This is a genomic window from Puniceicoccus vermicola, from assembly GCF_014230055.1.
Taxonomy (GTDB): domain Bacteria; phylum Verrucomicrobiota; class Verrucomicrobiia; order Opitutales; family Puniceicoccaceae; genus Puniceicoccus; species Puniceicoccus vermicola.
The window spans coordinates 29,311-49,483 of sequence record NZ_JACHVA010000117.1 but is presented as its reverse complement, the minus strand read 5'-3'; the positions used below and the strand labels follow the sequence as shown (position 1 = coordinate 49,483).

At 54.7% G+C, this 20,173-nt stretch carries 13 protein-coding genes and 1 pseudogene; 6 read left to right on the top strand and 8 right to left on the bottom strand.

Features of this window, described 5'->3' with window-relative positions; all coding sequences use genetic code 11:
- The 3 genes and pseudogenes from H5P30_RS14960 to H5P30_RS14950 form a co-directional block, all read left to right on the top strand.
- Positions 1 to 525, top strand: a pseudogene (locus H5P30_RS14960) (transposase); the annotation flags it as partial.
- A gap of 107 nt (positions 526 to 632) precedes the next feature.
- Positions 633 to 4,358, top strand: a complete 3,726-nt coding sequence (gene smc / locus H5P30_RS14955; RefSeq protein ID WP_185693721.1) for a chromosome segregation protein SMC — start codon at positions 633 to 635, stop codon at positions 4,356 to 4,358.
- Positions 4,359 to 4,363: 5 nt separating this feature from the next.
- Complete coding sequence (locus H5P30_RS14950; protein ID WP_185693720.1) at positions 4,364 to 5,266, top strand: squalene/phytoene synthase family protein; 903 nt, start codon at positions 4,364 to 4,366, stop codon at positions 5,264 to 5,266.
- Here H5P30_RS14950 and H5P30_RS14945 read toward each other — a convergent pair.
- From H5P30_RS14945 to H5P30_RS14930, 4 genes are all read right to left on the bottom strand, one after another.
- Positions 5,263 to 5,973 carry an SDR family NAD(P)-dependent oxidoreductase gene (locus H5P30_RS14945; protein ID WP_185693719.1) on the bottom strand — a complete coding sequence of 237 codons (711 nt, stop codon included), beginning with the start codon at positions 5,971 to 5,973 and terminating at the stop codon, positions 5,263 to 5,265. The two genes, H5P30_RS14950 and H5P30_RS14945, sit on opposite strands and share 4 nt — an antisense overlap.
- Positions 5,974 to 6,034: 61 nt before the next feature.
- Positions 6,035 to 9,841 (bottom strand): AsmA family protein, encoded by a 3,807-nt coding sequence (locus tag H5P30_RS14940; RefSeq protein WP_185693718.1) that lies wholly within the window; start codon positions 9,839 to 9,841, stop codon positions 6,035 to 6,037.
- 3 nt (positions 9,842 to 9,844) lie between these two features.
- Complete coding sequence (locus tag H5P30_RS14935) at positions 9,845 to 10,297, bottom strand: bifunctional nuclease family protein (protein ID WP_185693717.1); 453 nt, start codon at positions 10,295 to 10,297, stop codon at positions 9,845 to 9,847.
- 74 nt (positions 10,298 to 10,371) lie between these two features.
- Positions 10,372 to 12,243, bottom strand: a complete 1,872-nt coding sequence (locus tag H5P30_RS14930; RefSeq protein ID WP_221774380.1) for a glycoside hydrolase family 15 protein — start codon at positions 12,241 to 12,243, stop codon at positions 10,372 to 10,374.
- 120 nt (positions 12,244 to 12,363) lie between these two features.
- Between H5P30_RS14930 and H5P30_RS14925 the strand changes: the two genes are divergently transcribed.
- Complete coding sequence (locus H5P30_RS14925; RefSeq protein ID WP_185693716.1) at positions 12,364 to 13,803, top strand: circularly permuted type 2 ATP-grasp protein; 1,440 nt, start codon at positions 12,364 to 12,366, stop codon at positions 13,801 to 13,803.
- 2 nt (positions 13,804 to 13,805) lie between these two features.
- Positions 13,806 to 14,768 carry an alpha-E domain-containing protein gene (locus H5P30_RS14920; RefSeq protein WP_185693715.1) on the top strand — a complete coding sequence of 321 codons (963 nt, stop codon included), beginning with the start codon at positions 13,806 to 13,808 and terminating at the stop codon, positions 14,766 to 14,768.
- 54 nt (positions 14,769 to 14,822) lie between these two features.
- Here H5P30_RS14920 and H5P30_RS14915 read toward each other — a convergent pair whose 3' ends face one another.
- From H5P30_RS14915 to H5P30_RS14900, 4 genes are all read right to left on the bottom strand, one after another.
- On the bottom strand, positions 14,823 to 15,467 hold the full coding sequence (locus H5P30_RS14915; protein ID WP_185693714.1) for a methionine biosynthesis protein MetW: 645 nt from the start codon (positions 15,465 to 15,467) through the stop codon (positions 14,823 to 14,825).
- Positions 15,464 to 16,612, bottom strand: a complete 1,149-nt coding sequence (metX, locus tag H5P30_RS14910) for a homoserine O-acetyltransferase MetX (protein ID WP_185693713.1) — start codon at positions 16,610 to 16,612, stop codon at positions 15,464 to 15,466. The genes H5P30_RS14915 and metX overlap by 4 nt, the downstream gene beginning before the upstream one ends.
- A gap of 63 nt (positions 16,613 to 16,675) precedes the next feature.
- Positions 16,676 to 17,716 (bottom strand): tRNA dihydrouridine synthase, encoded by a 1,041-nt coding sequence (locus tag H5P30_RS14905; protein ID WP_185693712.1) that lies wholly within the window; start codon positions 17,714 to 17,716, stop codon positions 16,676 to 16,678.
- Positions 17,717 to 17,733: 17 nt separating this feature from the next.
- Complete coding sequence (locus tag H5P30_RS14900) at positions 17,734 to 18,702, bottom strand: transposase (RefSeq protein WP_185693711.1); 969 nt, start codon at positions 18,700 to 18,702, stop codon at positions 17,734 to 17,736.
- A 133-nt stretch (positions 18,703 to 18,835) separates the two neighbouring features.
- Between H5P30_RS14900 and H5P30_RS14895 the strand changes: the two genes are divergently transcribed.
- Entirely contained in the window at positions 18,836 to 20,173 is a 1,338-nt protein-coding gene (locus H5P30_RS14895; RefSeq protein ID WP_185693710.1) for a bifunctional UDP-3-O-[3-hydroxymyristoyl] N-acetylglucosamine deacetylase/3-hydroxyacyl-ACP dehydratase, read from the top strand.

The window sequence follows — 20,173 nt, the reverse complement described above, 5'->3', positions numbered from 1 at the left end:
TCGCGGGATCGTTTTGGACCGCTTTGGTGTGAGCGGTTTAAGAGTGTTCTGGTGGAAGGGGATCGTTGGGCGCTGCGGACGGTGGCTGCCTATATTGACTTGAATGCGGTGCGGGCGGGGTTGGTTGAAGATCCTAAGGATTATCGATTTTGTGGGTATGCCGAGGCGATTGGAGGGGGGCGGATGGCTCGGGCTGGTCTTTCGGTTGTGGACAAGGATCTGGCTGGGTATCGCCAGACTTTGTATGGTGCCGGGGCCGGGGAGAAGGATGAGAAGAAGTCGATCTCTCGGGAAGAAGCGGTGCGGGTGTTGGAAGAGGAGAAGGGAAAATTGCCCCTGTCTGTGGTTTTGCGGTGCCGGGTGCGTTATTTTACCGACGGGATGGTGCTGGGATCGCCCTCATTTGTGGAGGAGCAGGTGCAGGGAGATGCGGGGAAGCGTCCCAAACGGGCGCATGCGATGAGTGGGACCGACTGGGGCGGCTTGGCCGTCGGAACTGGGCTAAGAACGAAGCTATTTCGCTAAAATCCTCCTCCTATCTGCCGCCGTCCGAAAGCTTGTCCCTGTTGCTGTGTTCTAAAATTTGATTGCCGATACGGCCTCCAGCGCCTTTTCCTACACTCTTTCTCAGAATGTATCTCCGTGAAGTCACTCTCAACGGCTTTAAAAGTTTTGCCGATATTACCCGACTGGAACTCCAGCCGGGGGTGACTGCCATTGTGGGGCCCAACGGATGCGGGAAAAGTAATATTTCCGATTCCATTCGCTGGGTTCTCGGAGAGCAGAGTGCCAAATCACTCCGCGGCGGGTCTATGCAGGACATCATCTTTGGGGGATCCGAGCGGCGCAAAGCGCTCCCCTACTGTGAAGTCAGCCTGACTTTTTCCGACTGCGAAGCGGACCTCGGTGCCAGTTTTCATGAGGTCGAGGTTTCCCGTCGAGTCACCCGTGATGGTTCCAGCCAATACCGGATCAATGGGAAGGTGTCCCGCCTCAAGGACATTCAGCGGCTCTTCATGGATACCGGTGTGGGCCAGGTGGCCTACTCCTTTTTGGTTCAAGGACAAGTTGACCAGATTCTTTCGACCAACCCAGCGGAACGGCGTACCATTTTTGAAGAAGCAGCGGGGATCACCCGCTACAAGAGCCAACGGCGCGAGACCCTCAACAAACTCGCCTTGGTCGACAGTAACCTTTCCCGGGTTTCGGATGTTATCGACGAGGTCAGTCGACAAATCGGGTCCCTCAAGCGCCAGGCTTCAAAGGCCGTTCGCTACAAACGGTTGACCCACCGCCAGAGCCACCTTGAGGTCGCCCTCTATGCCTTTCAGATTCGCGAACTCGACGCCTCTATTGCGGAAATCGAAGCCGAATCCGAACGGATCCGCACCGAGGCCAACGGCCACCGCAAGAAAATCGAAGAGCTTGAAGAAAGTCTCTCCTCGGAACGCGCCCGCCGCTCCGAGACCTATCAGGAGATCGAAAACCTTCAGGAAACCCTTTTCAAATTCCGCTCGGCCGCCGAAAGCGCCGAGAGTCAGGCTCAGATGCTGGAAACTCGTCAAGGCGACCACCGCCAACGGATTCAGCGCCTGCGAGCTGAGATCCAGCGGCTGACCGAACAAAAAAAAGAACTGGAAGAACGCGGAGCGGAAGAAAGCCAATCCCGCCAAGAGAAGCTGAACCTCCTCGGAGACGCAGACTCTGAAACCGCTGAGAAACAGAAACAATTTGAAGCTGTCGCCCGAGCCCTTTCGGAAAAGGAGTCGGCCTTCCGCCAAGAGCGCGAAGCTGTCGTTCAAGTCGAGAACTCGATCACCCGCCTCCGCTCGCGCTGCACCACCCTCGAGGTTGACCTGAAATCTTTCGAAGTCCGCCACGCCTCGCACGGCGAAACGGTTCACTCCGCCAAAGAAGAAGCCGAACGCATCGCCGAACGCGAACGCCAAACCGTTCAAACCCTCGAGCAACGCCGCAAAGATGCGGAAGAAGCCGACCAGATTCTCGAATCAAAAAAGGCCGACCTGGCCCGGATCCGCGAAGAATTCCGCACCGCCCAAACAAACATCCAGGAGATTGACCGCCAGTTGGCCCGCACTGCCGCTCGCAAGCAGGTCCTCCAGGATTTGCAGGACCGCATGGAAGGTTTCGGAGAAGGAGCGAAGTCGATCCTGAAAGGAAAACTGGGCGAGCCTTTCACTGGCGACCGCATGAAACTCGTCTCCGCTCTGATTGAAGTGGACTCCGAACACACGGCCGCTGCTGAAGCCCTTCTCGGCAATGCAGTGGACGCGATCGTTTGGAATGATGCGGACGAACTCCCGCAGCTACTGCAAACCCTGAGGAGCAAGGGCATCCCGCGCACCGCACTCCTCTCAACCCCAGGCAAGAACACCGCCGAATCCTCCGTCAAAGGCCTGACCGCCGCACTCTCCATCATCAAGCCGAAGGAAGAGGCTTTCGCGCCTCTCCTAAATGCGCTGTTAGACGGATGCTATTTTGCTGAATCCGAAGAAGCTTTCCTCCAGTGGAAATCGGAGAACCCGTCATCCCGTTTTGACCGAGTCGTGACCCAAGAGGGCACGGTCTTCAGCGCCAACGGGCTCCTCGTAGCAGGGAAGACCCTTGAGGGCAGTAAGAGTCTTCTCGGACGTGAAGCGGAGATTCGCCGGATCGACAAAGAAATTTCCGCCCTCGAAAAGGAGCTCGACGGCAAACGCGAGAAAATCCAAGCCGACCAGGAATCCATCGAAAACCTGGAAGCCGAACTCGAACAGAGTCGCGAACGCCGCAACGAGATTCACCGTGAACGAGCCACCCTCGAAGCCGAGGCGAAGGCACTTCATAACAATCGCGAGAAAAACGCCCGCAACCTTCAAGAGGCCGAGCAAAAACTCGCTGCCCTCGAAGAATCCCGCGCCAAGAGCGAACAGGAGCTCGCCGACGCCCGCAAGAACCTCGCCGATGCCGAGCAAAATCTGGATGGGAACCGCAACCAGATCGGCGAGATGGAGACGGAGATCGAAAAACTTCGCGCCGACCGCGACCAGCGCCGGGAGGATTGGACCAATACACGCCTCGACCATGCCAGCCGAAAGCAGGCCTTGGAAATGGTGGAAAAGGGCATTTCAGAAATCCAACGACGCACGCAGGAGATCGACTCCATCTGCAGATCCCGTTCCGCAGAAATCGATCAACTGGACACTCAGATCGCGGATGCCGCGGAAGAAATCGAGCTGCAGAAGGCAACCCACGAGGATGCTCTCACCAACCTCAAAGAACTGAAGGAAAAGCTCGAAGCCAAGCGCGGGGAACTCCGGGAGCTCGAAGAATTTTTAAGCAAGAAGGAGGAATCCGTTTCCGACAGCCGCAAGGCCCTGCAAGAACTGGATCAGACGCTAAACCGCAAAGAAGTTGAGCTGACCCGACAACGCTCCCGTGTGGAGTTCATTCTGGAAAAGTCCTCCGGCGAAAACGCTGTCGACGTTCGCAAGATCGACTGGCGCCGTTCGCTCTGGGATGCTGATCGCGATTTCAAATCACGAATTTCCCTCGACGATATGGAAGACGGTGAAGACCTCGACCTGGACCCGGTCGACCGCCGAGGCTCGCCTTCCGAAGAAGATCTCAGCCAATACCAGAACACGGATTGGACCGCGGTGGAAGATGAGTCGAAAAAACTTCGCGACAAAATCTCATCCATGGGTGCCGTAAATCTCGTCGCCATCGAGGAATACAAAGACCTCAAAGAACGCTACGAATTCCTCAAGGCTCAGAGCCAGGATCTCTGGAACTCCAAGGAAGAACTCCTCCGCGCCATCGACGAGATCAACGAAACGTCGCAGACTCTCTTCCAGAAGACCTTCGACAAGATCCGCGAAAACTTCAAATACACCTACGACCATCTCACCAATGGTGGCACTGCCGATCTCGAGTTGATCGAAGCGGAAGACATTCTGGACTCCGGCATCGAGATCAAAGCCCGGCCTCCCGGTGTTCGCACGGCTACCCTCAGTCTCCTCAGCGGAGGCCAAAGAACCATGGCCGCAGTTGCTCTTCTCTTCGCGATCTACATGGTGAAGCCGAGCCCATTCTGCGTCCTCGACGAACTCGACGCTCCCCTCGACGACGCCAACATCGGCCGCTTCACGGAGATGCTCAAAAGCTTCACCGAATTCTCCCAATTCCTGATCATCACCCACAACAAGCGAACGATCGCTGCCTCGAACTCGGTCTTCGGGGTTACCATGCAGGAAAAGGGAGTATCCCGCTTGGTCTCCATGCGATTCAACCACAGCACCCAGAAGGCGGAATTTGCTGAGGGCGAACTGCAGGGCAAGGCAATCGCAACCGAGTAACCCTCGTGCCGATCCCCCGACACCTTTTCCAACGGATCCCTCCTCTCCCGGTCGATTCCCTGGAAGCGGCGGCGAGTCCACCCTCCTCACTGAACCACTCCTTTGACTGCTCGGCAGAGATCACACGCCATCACGCGAAGAGCTTCTACTTCGCCTCCCACTTCCTACGCTCTCAGAAACGAAAGGAATCCTATTCGGTGTATGCCTACTGTCGCTACATTGATGACCGAATCGACGAGCATAAACCCGACACCCCTCCACCGTCTCAATCGGTTCTCCTCTCCGAGAACCAGCAACTACTGAAAGGGAACCACTCGCAACGATTCGCAGCTGCCTTCTCTTGGACGTGCAGCGAGCGAGCCATCCCAATCCAACTCCTGGACGACCTAGTTGAGGGCTGCTGCCGGGACCGGGAGCAGGTTCGGATCCAGACCCAACAGGAACTGGAGGAATACTGCTATTTGGTCGCCTCCGTCGTCGGACTGATGATGTGCCGCATCTTCGGGGTTAGTTCGGCCGATGCCTACCCCCGTGCCGTAGAGATGGGCCTCGCCATGCAGCTGACGAACATCCTCCGCGACATTCGCGAAGACTACGAAAAAGATCGTATCTACCTCCCCGCCGAGGAACTCGCGAAACGAGGTTTGAGCGTTGAGGAATTGCTGAAAAACGGCCCTGACGAAAAGTGGAAAACTTACTTGGACCATCTCATCCAGATGGCGCGCGAATGGTACCAATCTGCAGAGACCGGTCTCCCCTACTTACGAAACCGAACCTGCGCCCGGACCGCTCGCATCATGGGCCGAGTCTACAGTGGGATCCTCAACGAAATCGAGAAGGCTGACTACGACATCCGGAGACGCCACTACGTCCCCTTCCCCCGAAAACTTCGGCTCGCCCTCTTTTAGAGCTTTCGGATATCCGCGAATTCCCCGCTCTCTCCTGCTCGAATCTTTGGCAGTAGATCCACGATCATTCCCGCACAAGTCTTCCCGTCGGGCATCTTTTCGGTGCCCTTCGCTGCCTTAAGAATCTCCAACGGCTGAAATCGATCATCGGCAGGAAGATTCGTCAAGTAGTCCTGCATCCCTGAATCAACAAGGCCCGGGGCCAAGGCTGTAAAATGAGTATCCGGGCGCTCTCCAGCGTATAGCTTCATCAGCATATTCAAAGCCGCCTTGGAAAGACTGTACCCATTCCATCCGCGGCTTCCGGACTTCGAGGCACCCGAGGAAATTCCAATCACCTGTTTCACTTCGGAGGCCTCCTCGAAAAGCAGATCCAGGATCCATTTATTCGCCCACACATTGATCTCCATCGTTTCTCGCAAATCGTCCAGTGGAGCATCTTTCATATCCCGAATCTCTCCAAGCTTTCCTGCGTTCAAATAAACGAGTTCCCAAGCCTCCACACCCCGGATCAATTTGCGAAACTTCTCCGCCCCTTGCTCGGGGCTCCCAAGATCAACCGACTCGTGAATCAAACCTCTTTCGATCAACTCTTCCGGCGCCCTGCGGCTGCAACCATATACTTTGTAGCCCTTCTCCAGATACACTTCGGCTAGTCCGCGTCCGAGCCCTGAACTTACTCCGGTAACTAAGATCGGTTTTTCCATAAGACTACCCTACCGGAAGAACTGCCGTTTTTCCAGCTCTCTCCGCGATTCGAATATCACCCTATCGCCCGAGCATCTGGAGAATGCTGTTCACACCCTGCTCGATCTGCTCTTCCGTGGAAGGCTTTTTCTTCTTTTCCGCGGGCTCTAGGCCTTGCGCTTGTCGTTCCTTCGCCAAATCTTTTTCGCTCATGGTTGCCGCTCTTTCCACCGCGCCAATCAGCATACCCCAGAGTTCACCGACGTCGGGCTTAGCCAGTGTCCCAGTCATCTCAATAGGCTGTTTCCATTCCCGATAACCATTGGCGTCCGTATTCGGTCCCAGTAAAGCGAGAACCCCCAAAGGTTCGGTTAGTGGGGGCTTGCTTCCCAAATTCAGGCGCAATTGCATCGGGGTCACTGGGATCTGATCCAGATCTCCCGATTCGACTTTCCCGGAGCCCTGCATGGAGAAATAGGCCCCCAACATAAGAATCGAATCGACCACAGTCTCCCGCTCGTCCGTTCGCTCCAGAGTTGCGCTCAGCTTGGAAAAGGGAATTTCTTTAAAGAGATTTGTTATTTCCCCGAGCGCAGATACCCCAGGGCGTTTCAACGAAGATCCGAGCAGAGCACCCGCGATAGACCCTGCATTCACAAACTTGGTCACACGTGCCTCTGGCTTCAGTGATCGGATGACCCCGTCCTTTACACCGACCTGCAAGGTTCCGACCATCCAATTGGGAAGATCTTCCAATGAACCTGCACTCCCCTGAAAGGAAGCTCCTACGGTCGCCAAACCTTCGATGGCCGGAGTCTCCCGTGGATTCATTTGCTGCAGCAACTCCCCAGTAGGAAGATTATTCACCTTCGCATCGACATTCGCTTCAACCTTTTCTCCATTGCGTGCAAGCCTGCCCTCCATACTCATCGAGGAATTTTCGAGCCAGTCCGCGGAAACCCGGACGGTCGCCTTTTCCGTATTCGCGAAGAACCGACCGTCCAAGGCTTTAATCGACGGCATATCTTTCGGGACGACCTGCCCGATCGAAAAGGAACCATCGACCTCGAAAGGCATCGATTCCAGCGGCCATGTGGCATTGCCCTCCGGGCCGGAGGTCTGGCCGGGCTCTGTCTTTTCAGAAATTTCGTCTGAACCGCCTGCACCGCTCCAAACCCGAGCGAAACCTTCCAATGCCTCAAGATCCAAACGATTCCCTTCGAGATTCAACTTCAGCGACTTCTCCAAGTCACCGTCAGCAACTACATTCAGGTCGCTCTTTTTGTCCTTCGCATCATTCAGGACCAACCCTCCTTTCGCCGACAAAGGCGTAAGGGACGAAAGCATACCATTGAGATTCAAATCATAACTTTCAAATCCATCCAAGGGCGTCAGCGCATCAACTACCACTCGACTCGAAACTCCTTCGCTCGACAAAGCGGCATCCGCCTTCAAATGTCCGGTCGCAACATTAGGGATTAGCTTCCGGAGAGGAGACTTCAACCAATTGGCAAAATCCGCTTCCGCGGTGGCCGTCGCTCGATCTTCGGCAATGGTCGCCTTCGCCTGCAGGATCGGCACACCGTCCTCAGAAGTTCTCAGCAAGAAAACAATCGGGTCGACGGGAGAGTCCGGTGAGAAGGTGAGTTCACCGTATAGCGGCATCGTCTCCTCACCGACTGGCACGTCCTTCAACCATGCGGAAGCTTTCACCCGGTTCGGGAATCCCGCTTCGTCAAATCGGACCTGCCCTGCAACTTTACCATGGACGGCATTGACGCCCTGCTTTCCAGCCGAGTTGAGATCCAACGCGAAGGAACCCTCCTGAGCTGGAACCCAATCAGCCAGAGAGATCTCAAAATCGCGATCTCCCTCAGGCATCAATATACGGCCTTTCAGGTTTATACCGAGCAAATCAATGGGCATGCTAGGCAGATCCATCGCCCCCTCCAATAAGGCAACATCAGGCAACCCCGAATCAGCGGGAGAATGAGAAGCTCCGGTTGTGGACGAGGACGGGGCTTCCGTCGTATTGAAGGCTCGGGGATCGGCGACAACCATTCCTTGGTCCACCGTCAAAGCCCAACGGTCATTCTCCTGCTGAACAACGTTCAGACTAAGGCCGGAGACCGAACTCGCCCGGCCTTGGGAAGCCCAATCCAAATCCAAAATCCCTTTCACCGTCATCGGATCCTGTTGAGAGAGGCTGAATTCGCGAACCTTCAGGTTCACGTCCGCTGGCCCCATCGAACCGGAAACCAATTCTGTTACCGAGAAAGCTCCCGAGACTTCCAAATTCTCTCCGAACGATCCCGTCCACTCTGATGAGACAAGACCCTTCGGAATGTCCTCGGGATTGGGCGCTAAGGTGGCAACGGCGCCGAAGTATCCTTTCAGCGAGGCTTTGAAAGAAGCCGCAGGCAGGCTGGCAATCCCGGCATCCGCAGAGACCTTGGCTTCCAGCGTCTTCCCTTCGCCCTCAAATTGAATCTCCGCGGATGCGTTGAGCCCATCGTCTTGATACGTCAAGTGAGGCAAGATGCTCAGTTGAACGGGCTGACTCATTTCACCTGCCCGCCGAACTGAAACCTCCCAAGGTTCGGCAGACTCGAGAACAACCCCGTCTTCACTCCCGACAAAAGAACTTTTCGCTTTAAAGTCGGAGAAATTCCACTCCTCCGTCAGCGAGTTAAGAAACTGATTCGGGATAAAAATATCAACCGATGCAAATCGATTCTGGGGAATCTCCAGGGGATCTGTCGTCCGAAACACTTGAGGCTCCAACAAATGAAGTGCCACCCACGGCTGCGCATCCTGTGGGGGCGCTACCGATACATCAAATTCTTCAAAAGTGAAACTATCCTCTCCAGCGGAGACCTTCACGACTCCTTCCGCTCGAATCGGCTCACCAAACTGGGGAAGAACATCCTTATCAGCATCTACTAAGAAACGTAAATCTGCACTCCGGAACCCTTCACCCGGGCTCAGTTCAGTCATTCCTTTGACGCGAAAAGAGACAGCCGGCAAAGGCTGGGAAACGAAAGATTGAAGAAAATCCAGATTATCCCCCTTCGCCGTCAATTCGAGACCGAGCTGATTCGCTTCCTTCGCCCAGTTCCCTACCAGAGAAATTTCTCCTCCGCTCAGCAATTTTTCGGAGGTGATTTCAATCCGGTATGCCTCCCCAGTCTCCGTCGGTTTTACCGAACCGCTGAGGTCCAGAACTCCCGGAGCCTCTTTGACTCGGGAAACGATCTCGCCGCTCAGCATGATGCTCTCCAACTCACCCGCTTGAGCAATCTGAACTGGAATGGAAATCTCAACCTGAGGCAGCGTCTCGAGGGCCCCTTCACTGGGTTGTAACGACAGCTGCAGTAATCCTCGCTTACCCGGAACGATATCCGCACCCGAGATCGAAAACGCCATCTCATCATTCGTCGGGGTCGATACTTTACCCGTCACCGAAAGTTCCTGAATCTCAATGGGGGACGATTGCCCCAAAATCCCCTCAAAATCCCGAGGAACCTCAAATCCCTCATCCTTAGACTCATCGGTCGACTTTTGCTTTTTCTCCGACTCTTCCATCTTCACGAAGAGATCTTCTACGCGCAAATATTGGATCTTGAGACGCTTATCGAGGAGAGCACCCCAAGAAAACTTCGCTTCGGCCATCGGAACGCGAGCTAGGATGCCACTTCCTGCAAACTCGAGATTTTCGAGTTTCAAGCCCCCAGGCCCTAGATGAATGTAGTCAACTGAAACCGTTCGCTCCTCATTGGAGGCAAATGCCAGGAACAAAGACTTTTGAGCCGCTGGGATGAGGAGGACCCCAACGAGAACGAGCAAAAGAACGAATAGGGCCGTGAGCCAAAGAAGAAATTTGCGCATAAACTACTCCTCGTCTCCTTCCTGATTAACGATCCGTTCCAAAATCTCGGTCATATCATCGACCTTATCCATAACCTCCCGGTCGACGAAAATCGGTTTCTGCTGTTGCAGAGCCAAAACGAGAGAATCGCTCGGTCTGGAGTCGATCTCAACTAATTTGGTGTCCACCTCGTTCTCCATTCGTAAGATCATCCGGGCATAAAAGGTGCCCTCGTCGACATCATTGATGACGATGCGCTCCAATTGGATGCCGAAGCCTTGGAAAATGTTGCCGATTAGGTCGTGCGTCATGGGCCGTTCCTTCTTCACGTTGTTGATCGTCATGGAGATGGTATTCCCAATCCCTTGATCCACATAGATGACAAAGACTTTCTCTTCGTTGCCTAGGAACACCGCACACCCGTTTGCGGTGGGCATTACCCCCTTTACTTCGACTGCAAGGACATCGTTCTTCATGGAAACGAACCTAGCAAAATTCCTGAGGAGAGACAACTCCCCCGACCAGTATCCAAATCCCGATTCTTGAGTCTCTACCGCTGCGGAGCCGCGCCAGTGAATCCGACGTCATCGCCCGAACCTTCGCCGAGTCGGCGATCCAGCTCAAAGGCGGCGCTGATCAAAGAAAGATGGGTAAATGCTTGCGGCATATTCCCGAGAGACTGCCCCTCGGACCCGATTTGCTCAGAGAAAAGCCCCAGTGGGCTCGAATAACTGAGCATTTTCTCGAAGTAATGACGGGCTTGGAGGGTATTTCCCCCTCTGGAGAGGCATTCAATGTACCAGAAAGAGCAGATCGAAAAGGTCCCATCCTCCCCCTCCAGATGCTCATCAAAGGCCTCGTTCACCCGATATCGATAAACGAGCGAATCCTCGGTCAACTCGCGCCGGATGGCTTCGAGAGTCGAGAGCCATTTCGGATCTGTGGGACTGATGAACCGCACCAGCGGCATGATCAGGGCGCTGGCGTCGAGAGCATCCGTCCCCTTGAACTGGACAAACGACTGCTTTTCTTCCGACCAAAACTCTTCAAAGACACTATTATAGGCCGCATCTCGCTCCTTAATCCAACGCTCCAGAGGAGCCGGGCGGGATCGTTTCAGCGCCAAGCGGACGCCACGGTCCAACGCCACCCAACTCATCACCCGTGAATAGAGAAATTCGCGCTTTCCATCTCGGATCTCCCAGATCCCCATATCCGGCTCCCGCCAGTGATCTGCGACAAAATCAACCAATTTGCAGATTTGATTCCACAACTGATAGGAGACCGGAGAACCAAATTTATCAAAAAGATAGAGCGAATCCATCAGCTCCCCATAAATATCCAGCTGAAACTGATCATTGTTGGTGGAACCGATCCGGATTGGCTTCGATTTTCGGTATCCCTCCAAGTGGTCGAGTGCAAACTCCCCCTCCACTGGCGAACCATCGATGCGATACATGACGTTCAGATGACTTCCCTCCTCAAGAGATTCCACCCGTTTCTCCAACCAACCCATAAACCCGGCCGCTTCCTCAGTGAATCCGAGCCGCATAAAAGCATAGGTGGTAAAGGCGGCATCGCGAAGCCAGGTATAGCGATAGTCCCAATTACGCTCTCCTCCCGGAAAATTCGGAAATCCAAACGACGGCGCAGCCACGACGGAACCGTGACGACGCGAGGTCAACAGCTTCAACGCGAGAGCCGATCGCTGAACCGTTTCCCGCCAACGCCCTTTGTAACTGCAACGGGACAACCATTTCCGCCAGAAGGTTGCGGTTTCCTTAAAGGCGCGGGAGCAAAAAACAGTAACCGTCTCCGGCCGCTCTTCACACTCTGCTGATTCGAGGACAAAGGTCGCCGTCTCTCCTGCCTCTAGCTTAAAGCGCGCAACGACGTCCTGCCCATCGATCTCAACCGGAACATCGGAACGAAAGCGAAGAGAAAGGTCATCGGTGTGAAAAGAGCATCCATCCCGCAGCGTTTCGACTCGGTGCTCAATGCGCGCATAGTCGAATCGGGGAGAACAGCGCATCTCAAACTCCACCGCTCCATGAACCGCTTTTGCTCGGCGCACGAGGGCCTGATTGGACTCTTTTTCGTGGACCACCATGAGATCCGTGACTTCGGCGATGCCTTCCTTCGAAAGAAACCGTGACAGCAAAATATTCGTTTCGGGAAAATATATTTTCTTCTCCGTCACCTCGGAGAACTTTGGAGTAATCGAGAAGCATCCCCCTTTTTCCCGGTCAACATGGGCTGCGAACACGGAAGGGGAATCAAATTCGGGCAAACATAGGAAATCGATTCGGGCCCCAGGCCCCACTAGGGCTACCGTCGAAAGGTCTCCAATGATTCCATACTCTTCGATAAGTGGGTAATCTTCGAGATTCATCCCACTGCCCTCTTCGGTTCGGGTAGTCATATGAGAAGAAAAGCCGGAATCAAGAGTCGGGTCAACCCCACCCCTCGCTCCGAAAATCGAATGCGCCCTAAGATTTCGTTTGGAACCGAGCGCAGGGCATGCTAATTGCTTTTATTAACCATGGACTTCTCAACATACGAAGTCGGAGATTTCTTTGACGAAATGTTCGATGCAGACGGCAACGTTCGCCCGCACTACCAGGCGATTTGTGAACGCCTTAAAGATCTCCCCCCAGATGAGATGTTGCAAAAGCAAAAGGCGGTTGACCGCGCCTTCCTGCGACAAGGGGTGACCTTCACCGTTTACAATGACGACCAAGGCACCGAGCGGATTTTTCCTTTCGATCTATTCCCTCGGATCATTCCCGGGCAGGAATGGGAAGTTCTCGAAAAAGGACTCACCCAACGGATGCAGGCGCTCAACATGTTCCTCAAGGACATCTACACCGAGCAGCGCATCATCAAAGAAGGTATTATTCCCCGCGAATATATTGAGTCCGCCGCCCACTTCAGGCCGGAGTTCATGAATGTTCCGGTGCCGAAAGATATCTACATCCACATCTGCGGGACTGATCTCATTCGTGACCACGAAGGGAATTACCTCGTTCTCGAGGACAATGCCCGGTCTCCTTCCGGAGTTTCCTACCTTCTTGAAAATCGGGACGCTATGAAGAAGGTGTTCCCGCACTTCTTCCCGCAGACCGGCACACGGTCGGTCGAACGATACACGGAAGATCTTCTCGCAACGTTGAAATACATCGCTCCCGACGGAGTCGACAATCCCACCGCGGTCCTCTTGACCCCGGGGGTGTACAACAGCGCCTATTTTGAGCACAGCCTCCTCGCCCGCCGCATGGGGATCGAGATCGTCGAGGGGAACGATCTCGTCGTCGAAAACAGCTTTGTCTACATGCGCACAACCGAGGGGCTGAAGCGCGTTGACGTGATCTACCGACGCATCGACGACGACTTCCTCGATCCCGAAGTTTTCCGCCCCGACTCCATGCTCGGAGTCGCCGGTTTGGTGGACGCCTACCGGAAGGGGCACGTCAGTCTTGCCAACACCATCGGAACCGGTGTGGCCGACGACAAACTCATCTACAAATACGTGCCGGATATGATCCGCTTCTACATGTCGGAGGAGCCCATCATCGGGAGCGTTGACACGTTTGTTGCCGACGACCCGAAGGAGCGTAGCTACATCCTCGACAATTTGAAGGATCTCGTCGTAAAATCGACCAACGAAGCCGGAGGATACGGCATGTTGATCGGGCCGCACGCATCCCAAAAAGAGATCGAAGAGTTCCGCGAGCTGATCATCGCCAAGCCGCGCAACTTCATTGCTCAGCCTCCCATTTCCTTGTCGCGTCACCCGACGATTACCGACGAGGGCATCCAAGGCCGGCACGTCGACCTTCGTCCCTATATTTTATGTGGAAAGAAAATTTCCATCCTACCCGGAGGGCTTACCCGCGTTGCCCTTCGCAAGGGTTCACTCGTCGTGAACTCATCGCAAGGTGGTGGCAGTAAGGATACGTGGGTCCTGTACGGAGAATCCTGATCATGCTTTCGAGAGTCGCAGAATCACTCTATTGGATCGGTCGCTATATCGAGCGCGCCGATAACATCGCACGTCTACTCGACGTCAACCTGAACATCCTCACGGACTTCAAGGATCTCAATGATTCCCGTCTGGTCGAGCACTGGGAGCCCATTATCCGCAGCACCGGAGACTGGGACCTCTTCAAGTCTCTTGGCTACCAGCCCAGCTCGCGCTCAGCGACGGATTTCCTGACCTTCGACCGCGAGAACCCAAACTCGATCATCAATTGCCTCATCGCCGCCCGGCAGAATGCCCGCATTATCCGGGACCAGATCCCGAGCGAGGTCTTCGAGGCCATCAATGATACCTATCTCGATCTCCGCAACTCTGGTTCGGACGAGATTTGGAAAGAAGGGCCCTACCGCTTCTACCGGGAGATCCAGACCTTTTCCCAACTCTTTCAGGGAATGGTGGCCTCGACCGTCGTTCGCGGCCTCGGCTACTATTTCATGGAGACGGGCAAATTCATTGAGCGTGCGGACAAGACGAGCCGCATCCTCGACATTAAGTACCACATCCTCCTCCCCAGCATTCGGGACGTAGGTGGGGTCGTGGATACCGCTCAATGGACCGCGGTCCTCCGCTCGTGCAGCGCCTTCGAGGCTTATCACCGCAACTTTGTCACCAATGTCGACCCGACGCTGGTTACGGAGTTTCTCCTCTTTTCGGCAAAATTCCCACGGGCAGTCCGATACTCCTTGGCCCGCCTCGGTGAATACCTCCGCCGCATTTCGCACAAGGAAGCCGACCGGTTCTCCAACGATGCCGAAAGAGAATGCGGGAAGCTCTACAGCGACCTGACCTACCTCTCCGTTGAAGATGTCTTCGACCAAGGCCTCCACGAGTATTTGGACTACCTCCAGGCGCGACTGAATACTGTCGGAGCCGCGATTCAGGAAACGTACTTCGGCGTCGGCGAGTAGAGTTCGCCTACGTTACGCGGTTATGACGACTTCCCCCTGAATTGGGGGATCGTCTCACTCCGCGCGGTTGCGTAACTCGAAAATAGCGTACCCGGCCAACCAGTTCGGGAGGAAATTGCAGGGCGTTTTCCAGTCTCCGCGGAGATAGACGACTCGCCGGACCTCAATGCCCGAGCGCTCGGCGAACCCATAGAGTTCGCCGACTGACAAGTGGTTCGACAACGGCGAGTCCTCCCACCACAGCGGGTACACCGCATTGCGCGTCGTTCGTCCCCGTAACATAAAGCTGATACGATTGCGCCAGTAACCCCGATTGACGGCCCCAACAATCACCGAACGACCAACCCCCAAAGCCCGGCGGATCACCTCTCCGGGCTCCTCGATGAGCTCCAGTGTTCGGGTGAGCACAACATAGTCGAATGAACTCGGGTTAAAGCGGTCCATCGCTTTGGAAACATCGCCCTGAAAAACGTTCACCCCGCGCTTCACACAGGAGGCGATCTTCTCTGGATTCGAATCGACTCCAACCCCGTAGACCTCTTTCCGATCCATGAGCTCGCGAAGGAGAATTCCCCGACCGCATCCCAGATCGAGCACGCGGCTCTTCTCCTCGATCCAGTCGACCATGATCTCGAAATCGATCTGCCGTCGCTTATTCGTCCGCCGGAGAAAAGGACTTTTGGGAAAACGTTCCGTCATCGGTTGATCAGGAAATTACGGATGAACCGGCTCAACTCGGGAGAATCAAGCAGGAAGGAATCGTGGCCAAACTTCATATCCACCTCAGCGTAAGACGCGTTTTTCCCCGCCCGAAGGAGAGCTGTGGCGATACGACGGTTTTGCTCCGGCGGAAACAACCAGTCGGAGGTAAAACCGATCACCAAGGCGCGTGCGGTTACGTTGGCAAAAGCATCCTCAAGGGAACCGGACTTGCCGTATAGGTCGAAACGGTCGAGAGCCTTCGTAAAATAGATATAGGTAATCGGATCGAAACGACTGACAAAAACCTGCCCCTGATAGCGCAAATAGCTCTCCACCTCGAATTCGATCTCCTCCAGGGTCTGTTCTGGATTCAACAATCTACGGGCCCGCCCGAACTTCTGCTCCAACCCTTCATCAGAGACATAGGTGATGTGGGCCATCATCCGCGCGACGGAAAGCCCCACATCCGGACCGGCGCCAGAGGTAAATTCGCCGTTTTGCCAACCCGGATCCTGAAGGATCGCCGTTCGCCCAACCGCGTTAAAGGCGATTGCCTGGTCGTTCTGCCGGGGAGTCGTCGCCAAGGCCAAAATGGATTCTACCCGATCCGGAAAATCGATAGCCCACTGGAGAGTCTGCATCCCCCCCATGCTCCCCCCGATCACACAAGCGAGGCGCTCGATCTCCAAGAAATCGATCAGCCGGGCCTGCGCCGCGACCATATCGCGAATCGTCGGAAGCGGAAAGGAAAGCCGATAGGGTGAGCCCGTCTCAGGATTGATACTGGTCGGCCCTGTCGAACCTTGGCACCCCCCGATGCAGTTACTGCAAATAACGAAGAAACGGTTCGTGTCGATTGGCTTCCCCGGGCCAATCATTTGATTCCACCAACCAGGCTTACGATCCTGCAACGAATAGACACCCGCGCAGTGGTGATCTCCGCTGAGTGCATGGCAAACCAGAATCGCATTGCTATGATCCTTATTCAGATTGCCATAAGTCTCGTAGCGAAGCTGAAACGAAGGAATCGTCTCTCCACACTCGAATCGAAACTCTTCGTCTGATCGAAAATCATGATGACGCACAATCCCCACCTCGCCGTCGGACGAGTTCTCGGAAAGTAGCTGGGTTGCGTCATTCATAGCCCTTGGAAAATGCGGATAGGCGGACGAAGGTTCAACTTCGTTTTCCGTCCATCGATCAGGCTATTCCTGATTGGGACGGGCGGTCACTCCCGGGAAGGGCTCATCCGCAAAAGGTTTCGCACCATTACCGCCATCGACTAGATACTGGTCGCACACCCGAAAGAGGTCCGACTCATCCTTCACCCGGCGCACATCGAAAAGAAATTGCCCCTCGGGATCGACCCCTTCCCCAATGAAAATCAGATAGCGCTTCAAATGAGCAATCCGATAGCGATCCCCAACACTGGGATTGAATTTTGCCTGATTGAGCCGCTCGATATACTGGCGAACATCGAGCAAAGTGGGGCGAAAAACCTCTCTTCCTAACGACTTTTCCCGAATCTGGCGGAAAATCCAAGGATTCCGGATCGCCCCACGCCCAATCATCGCCCCTTGGCACCCTGTATCCTGCAAAACCTGAACCGCAACCGCGGCAGAGGTCAGATTTCCGTTGGCGAAAACCGGGCAATCCAATCGCTCCACCGCCCGCTTCATACTCTGATAGTCAACCTCTCCCCGATACATCTGCTTCACCGTTCGTCCGTGGATCGTCAAAAAATCGACATTGTGCCGGGCCACCGATTCCACACAGGCGTCGAAAGGAGAATCATCCGCAAACCCCAGACGGCATTTCACGGAAAAACTCCCCTTCACCTTCTCCCGCATCGCTGCAATGATCTCGTCGACCAAAGCAGAATCCCTCATCAATCCGCCACCTGCGTTGCGCTTATAAATTTTCGGCGCAGGACATCCCAGATTTAGATCCACTCCCGCAACCGGATAATCTTCCAGCGAAGCGGCCGCCTGGGCCAGAGCCGCAGGATCATTCCCCAAAACCTGAGCATAAATTGGCCGCCCCGTCTCATTTTCCGTGATCGAGCGGAGCGTCTCTCCATCGAGCGAAGTCGTCGAATGTACCGAAAAATACTCCGTAAAGAAATAGTCAGGAGGTCCGATCTCCGCGATCACGTGAAGAAACGCGTGATCGGTCACGTTCTGCATTGGGGCCAGCGCAGTGCGAATCGCTCCAGCCTCAATTGGGTCGGGTAAAGTTCTACTCATTCAGGAAATCAGACGGACTACACAGAATCCCTGTCTGCGAGACAAGTCTTCGGTCGCCGAACCCGTGTTCCCGAAAAAAGCCCGCTATGATTCCCCACATCCACCGGACATCGGCGACGCGTCACCCCCTCGTGGATCACCTCAAACTCATCCAAAATGCGCCGGACAAACCCCTCGGATCCAAGAATCTTCCCATTCGAAAAATGACGAATCGTCTGAAGCAACGAAGCCGACCGAAACCCGACTGGAGCCGGATCCGCCTCGGCTTCCCTCTCCTGACCATCCTCCCGAGATTCTTCCTCGATCCCCCCTTTCCCAAAGAGAGTAGAACGGTATCCAACCCATCCCCCCAGGGCCTCCAAGGCTCTTCTCTCAAAGCGCCCTCCCGCAACGGCTCTGCCATATCCGCTGAATGAATAATCTTTCGGGTCGGCAACGATACCCGCCCGAACCGGATTCAAATCAATATAGGCAGCGACCGTTTTCAAAGAAAACTCATCCCCTTCTAGAAGTACGCTTTTAAAACGATCACTCCACAGAGGCCCGTACCGGCGATGAACACTATTGAACCACACCGAAAAGCGCTGCTTCAGAGTCTTCATAAATTCGGAAACACACCCCATCCGAGCCATCAAAACAGCACGCAACTGTTCAGCCTCATCTCCCCCCGAACTCAAAATATCTTCCAACTTCTCCGGCGAGAGAACCGGATGCGCCCCGGGCTTGGGATAGAGGACCCGAAAGCGCCGAACCAACTCCTTATCCGAAGGTCGATCCTCCGCAGGAATCCGCACCAAAACATGGAAGTGATTCTCCATCAGGCAGTAAGTAATCACCGAAACCCCCGAAAAATCAGCAACCCTCGCAAGGACATCCCGAAATTTCTTCAAATGATCCGGACCGAAGACCCTCTCACCATTCACAGTCCGGCTCATGCAGTGAAAAACCGAATCAACCCCTTTCAAGACCACCCTGCCCTTTCTCATGGGGGAGAGCTTCTGCTATTCGAAAATCTGAGTCAAGTAATTAAACTCTGTCCCTTATTATGATGCGAAGAGAATCTTGCATCCTTCGAATTCGGCTGATTGCTTCTTGAAGCACAATATAGACCGAAACTGAATGAAACAAAGGACGATTCTGCGGGAATCCTCGGTGAGCGGAAAATCGCTCCATACCGGGGAAGAAGTTACCCTTACTCTTAAGCCGGCACCGGAAGACACTGGTATCGTGTTTCGACGCACGGACCTCTACGGGAAGCCGGAGCTCAAGGCGGATGTGTCTCTGGTCACCGAACTGGTCAGGAGCACTACCCTCTCTTCCGGACACGCGAAGGTTCACACTGTCGAGCACATCCTTAGCGCTCTGAGTGGCTGCGCCGTCGATAACGCGATTATCGAAATGGGTGCGAGTGAGCCTCCGATCCTCGACGGATCTGCGAAGCATTTCGTCAATCTGATCCAGAAAGCGGAGCCGATTGAGCAGACGAAAGAGAGAAAGGTATTTAATTTGAAGGAACCGATTTCCATCACCGAGGGAAATCGATCCATCATCGCTCTGCCTTCCGACAAGCTGAAGATTACCTGCACTTCTTCCGATGACCGCGGGATCCATACGCAGCACCTCACTCTCGAAATCGATCCGGATGTCTACATGGCCCAGATCGCTTCGGCCCGCACATTTACTATTTACGAAGACATCGAAGAGCTCCTGAAGCTTGGAAAGATCCAAGGAGGGAGTCTCGACAGTGCGATTGTGATCAAAGGGGACAAGATTCTCTCGAAGGAACCCCTCCGGTTTAAGGACGAGTTCGTTCGTCACAAGATTCTGGACATCCTGGGCGACATTTCGCTGCTGGGCTGCTCGTTGAACGCACACATCGTTGCGGTTCGCCCGGGTCACGCTCTCAATGCCGGCCTTACTCGAGCCTTGGCTGAGAAGCTCAGGGAAGAGTCTTCCGGAAAGAAACCCACCAAACGTTCGGCGAGCCAGCCCACGATCACAGCGAATGAAAAGGCTCTGGATATTCGCCGGATCCTCGACACGATCCCGCACCGCTATCCCTTTGTGATGATCGACCGGGTGATCGAGATCAAATCAGACGACGAACTGGTCGCGGTGAAGAATGTCACGATCAACGAACCCTACTTCCAAGGTCACTTCCCAGGGCGGCCTGTGATGCCTGGTGTGCTTCAGATCGAAGCGATGGCTCAAGCCGCGGGGATTCTCATGCTACGCCACACTACGGCCGAGAACCGGATCGCGTTTTTCATGAGCTGCGACAAGGTGAAGTTCCGTACTGCCGTTGAGCCCGGTGACCAGATCGCGATCCATGTGCGTCTAATCAAGAAGCGAGGTAACAAACTCGCGGTGGCCGCGGGTAAGTGCAAAGTTGGCGACAAGGTCGTTTCTTCCGCTGAGCTCATGTTCACGATCGTCGAAGCCGGCGAAGCCCACTGA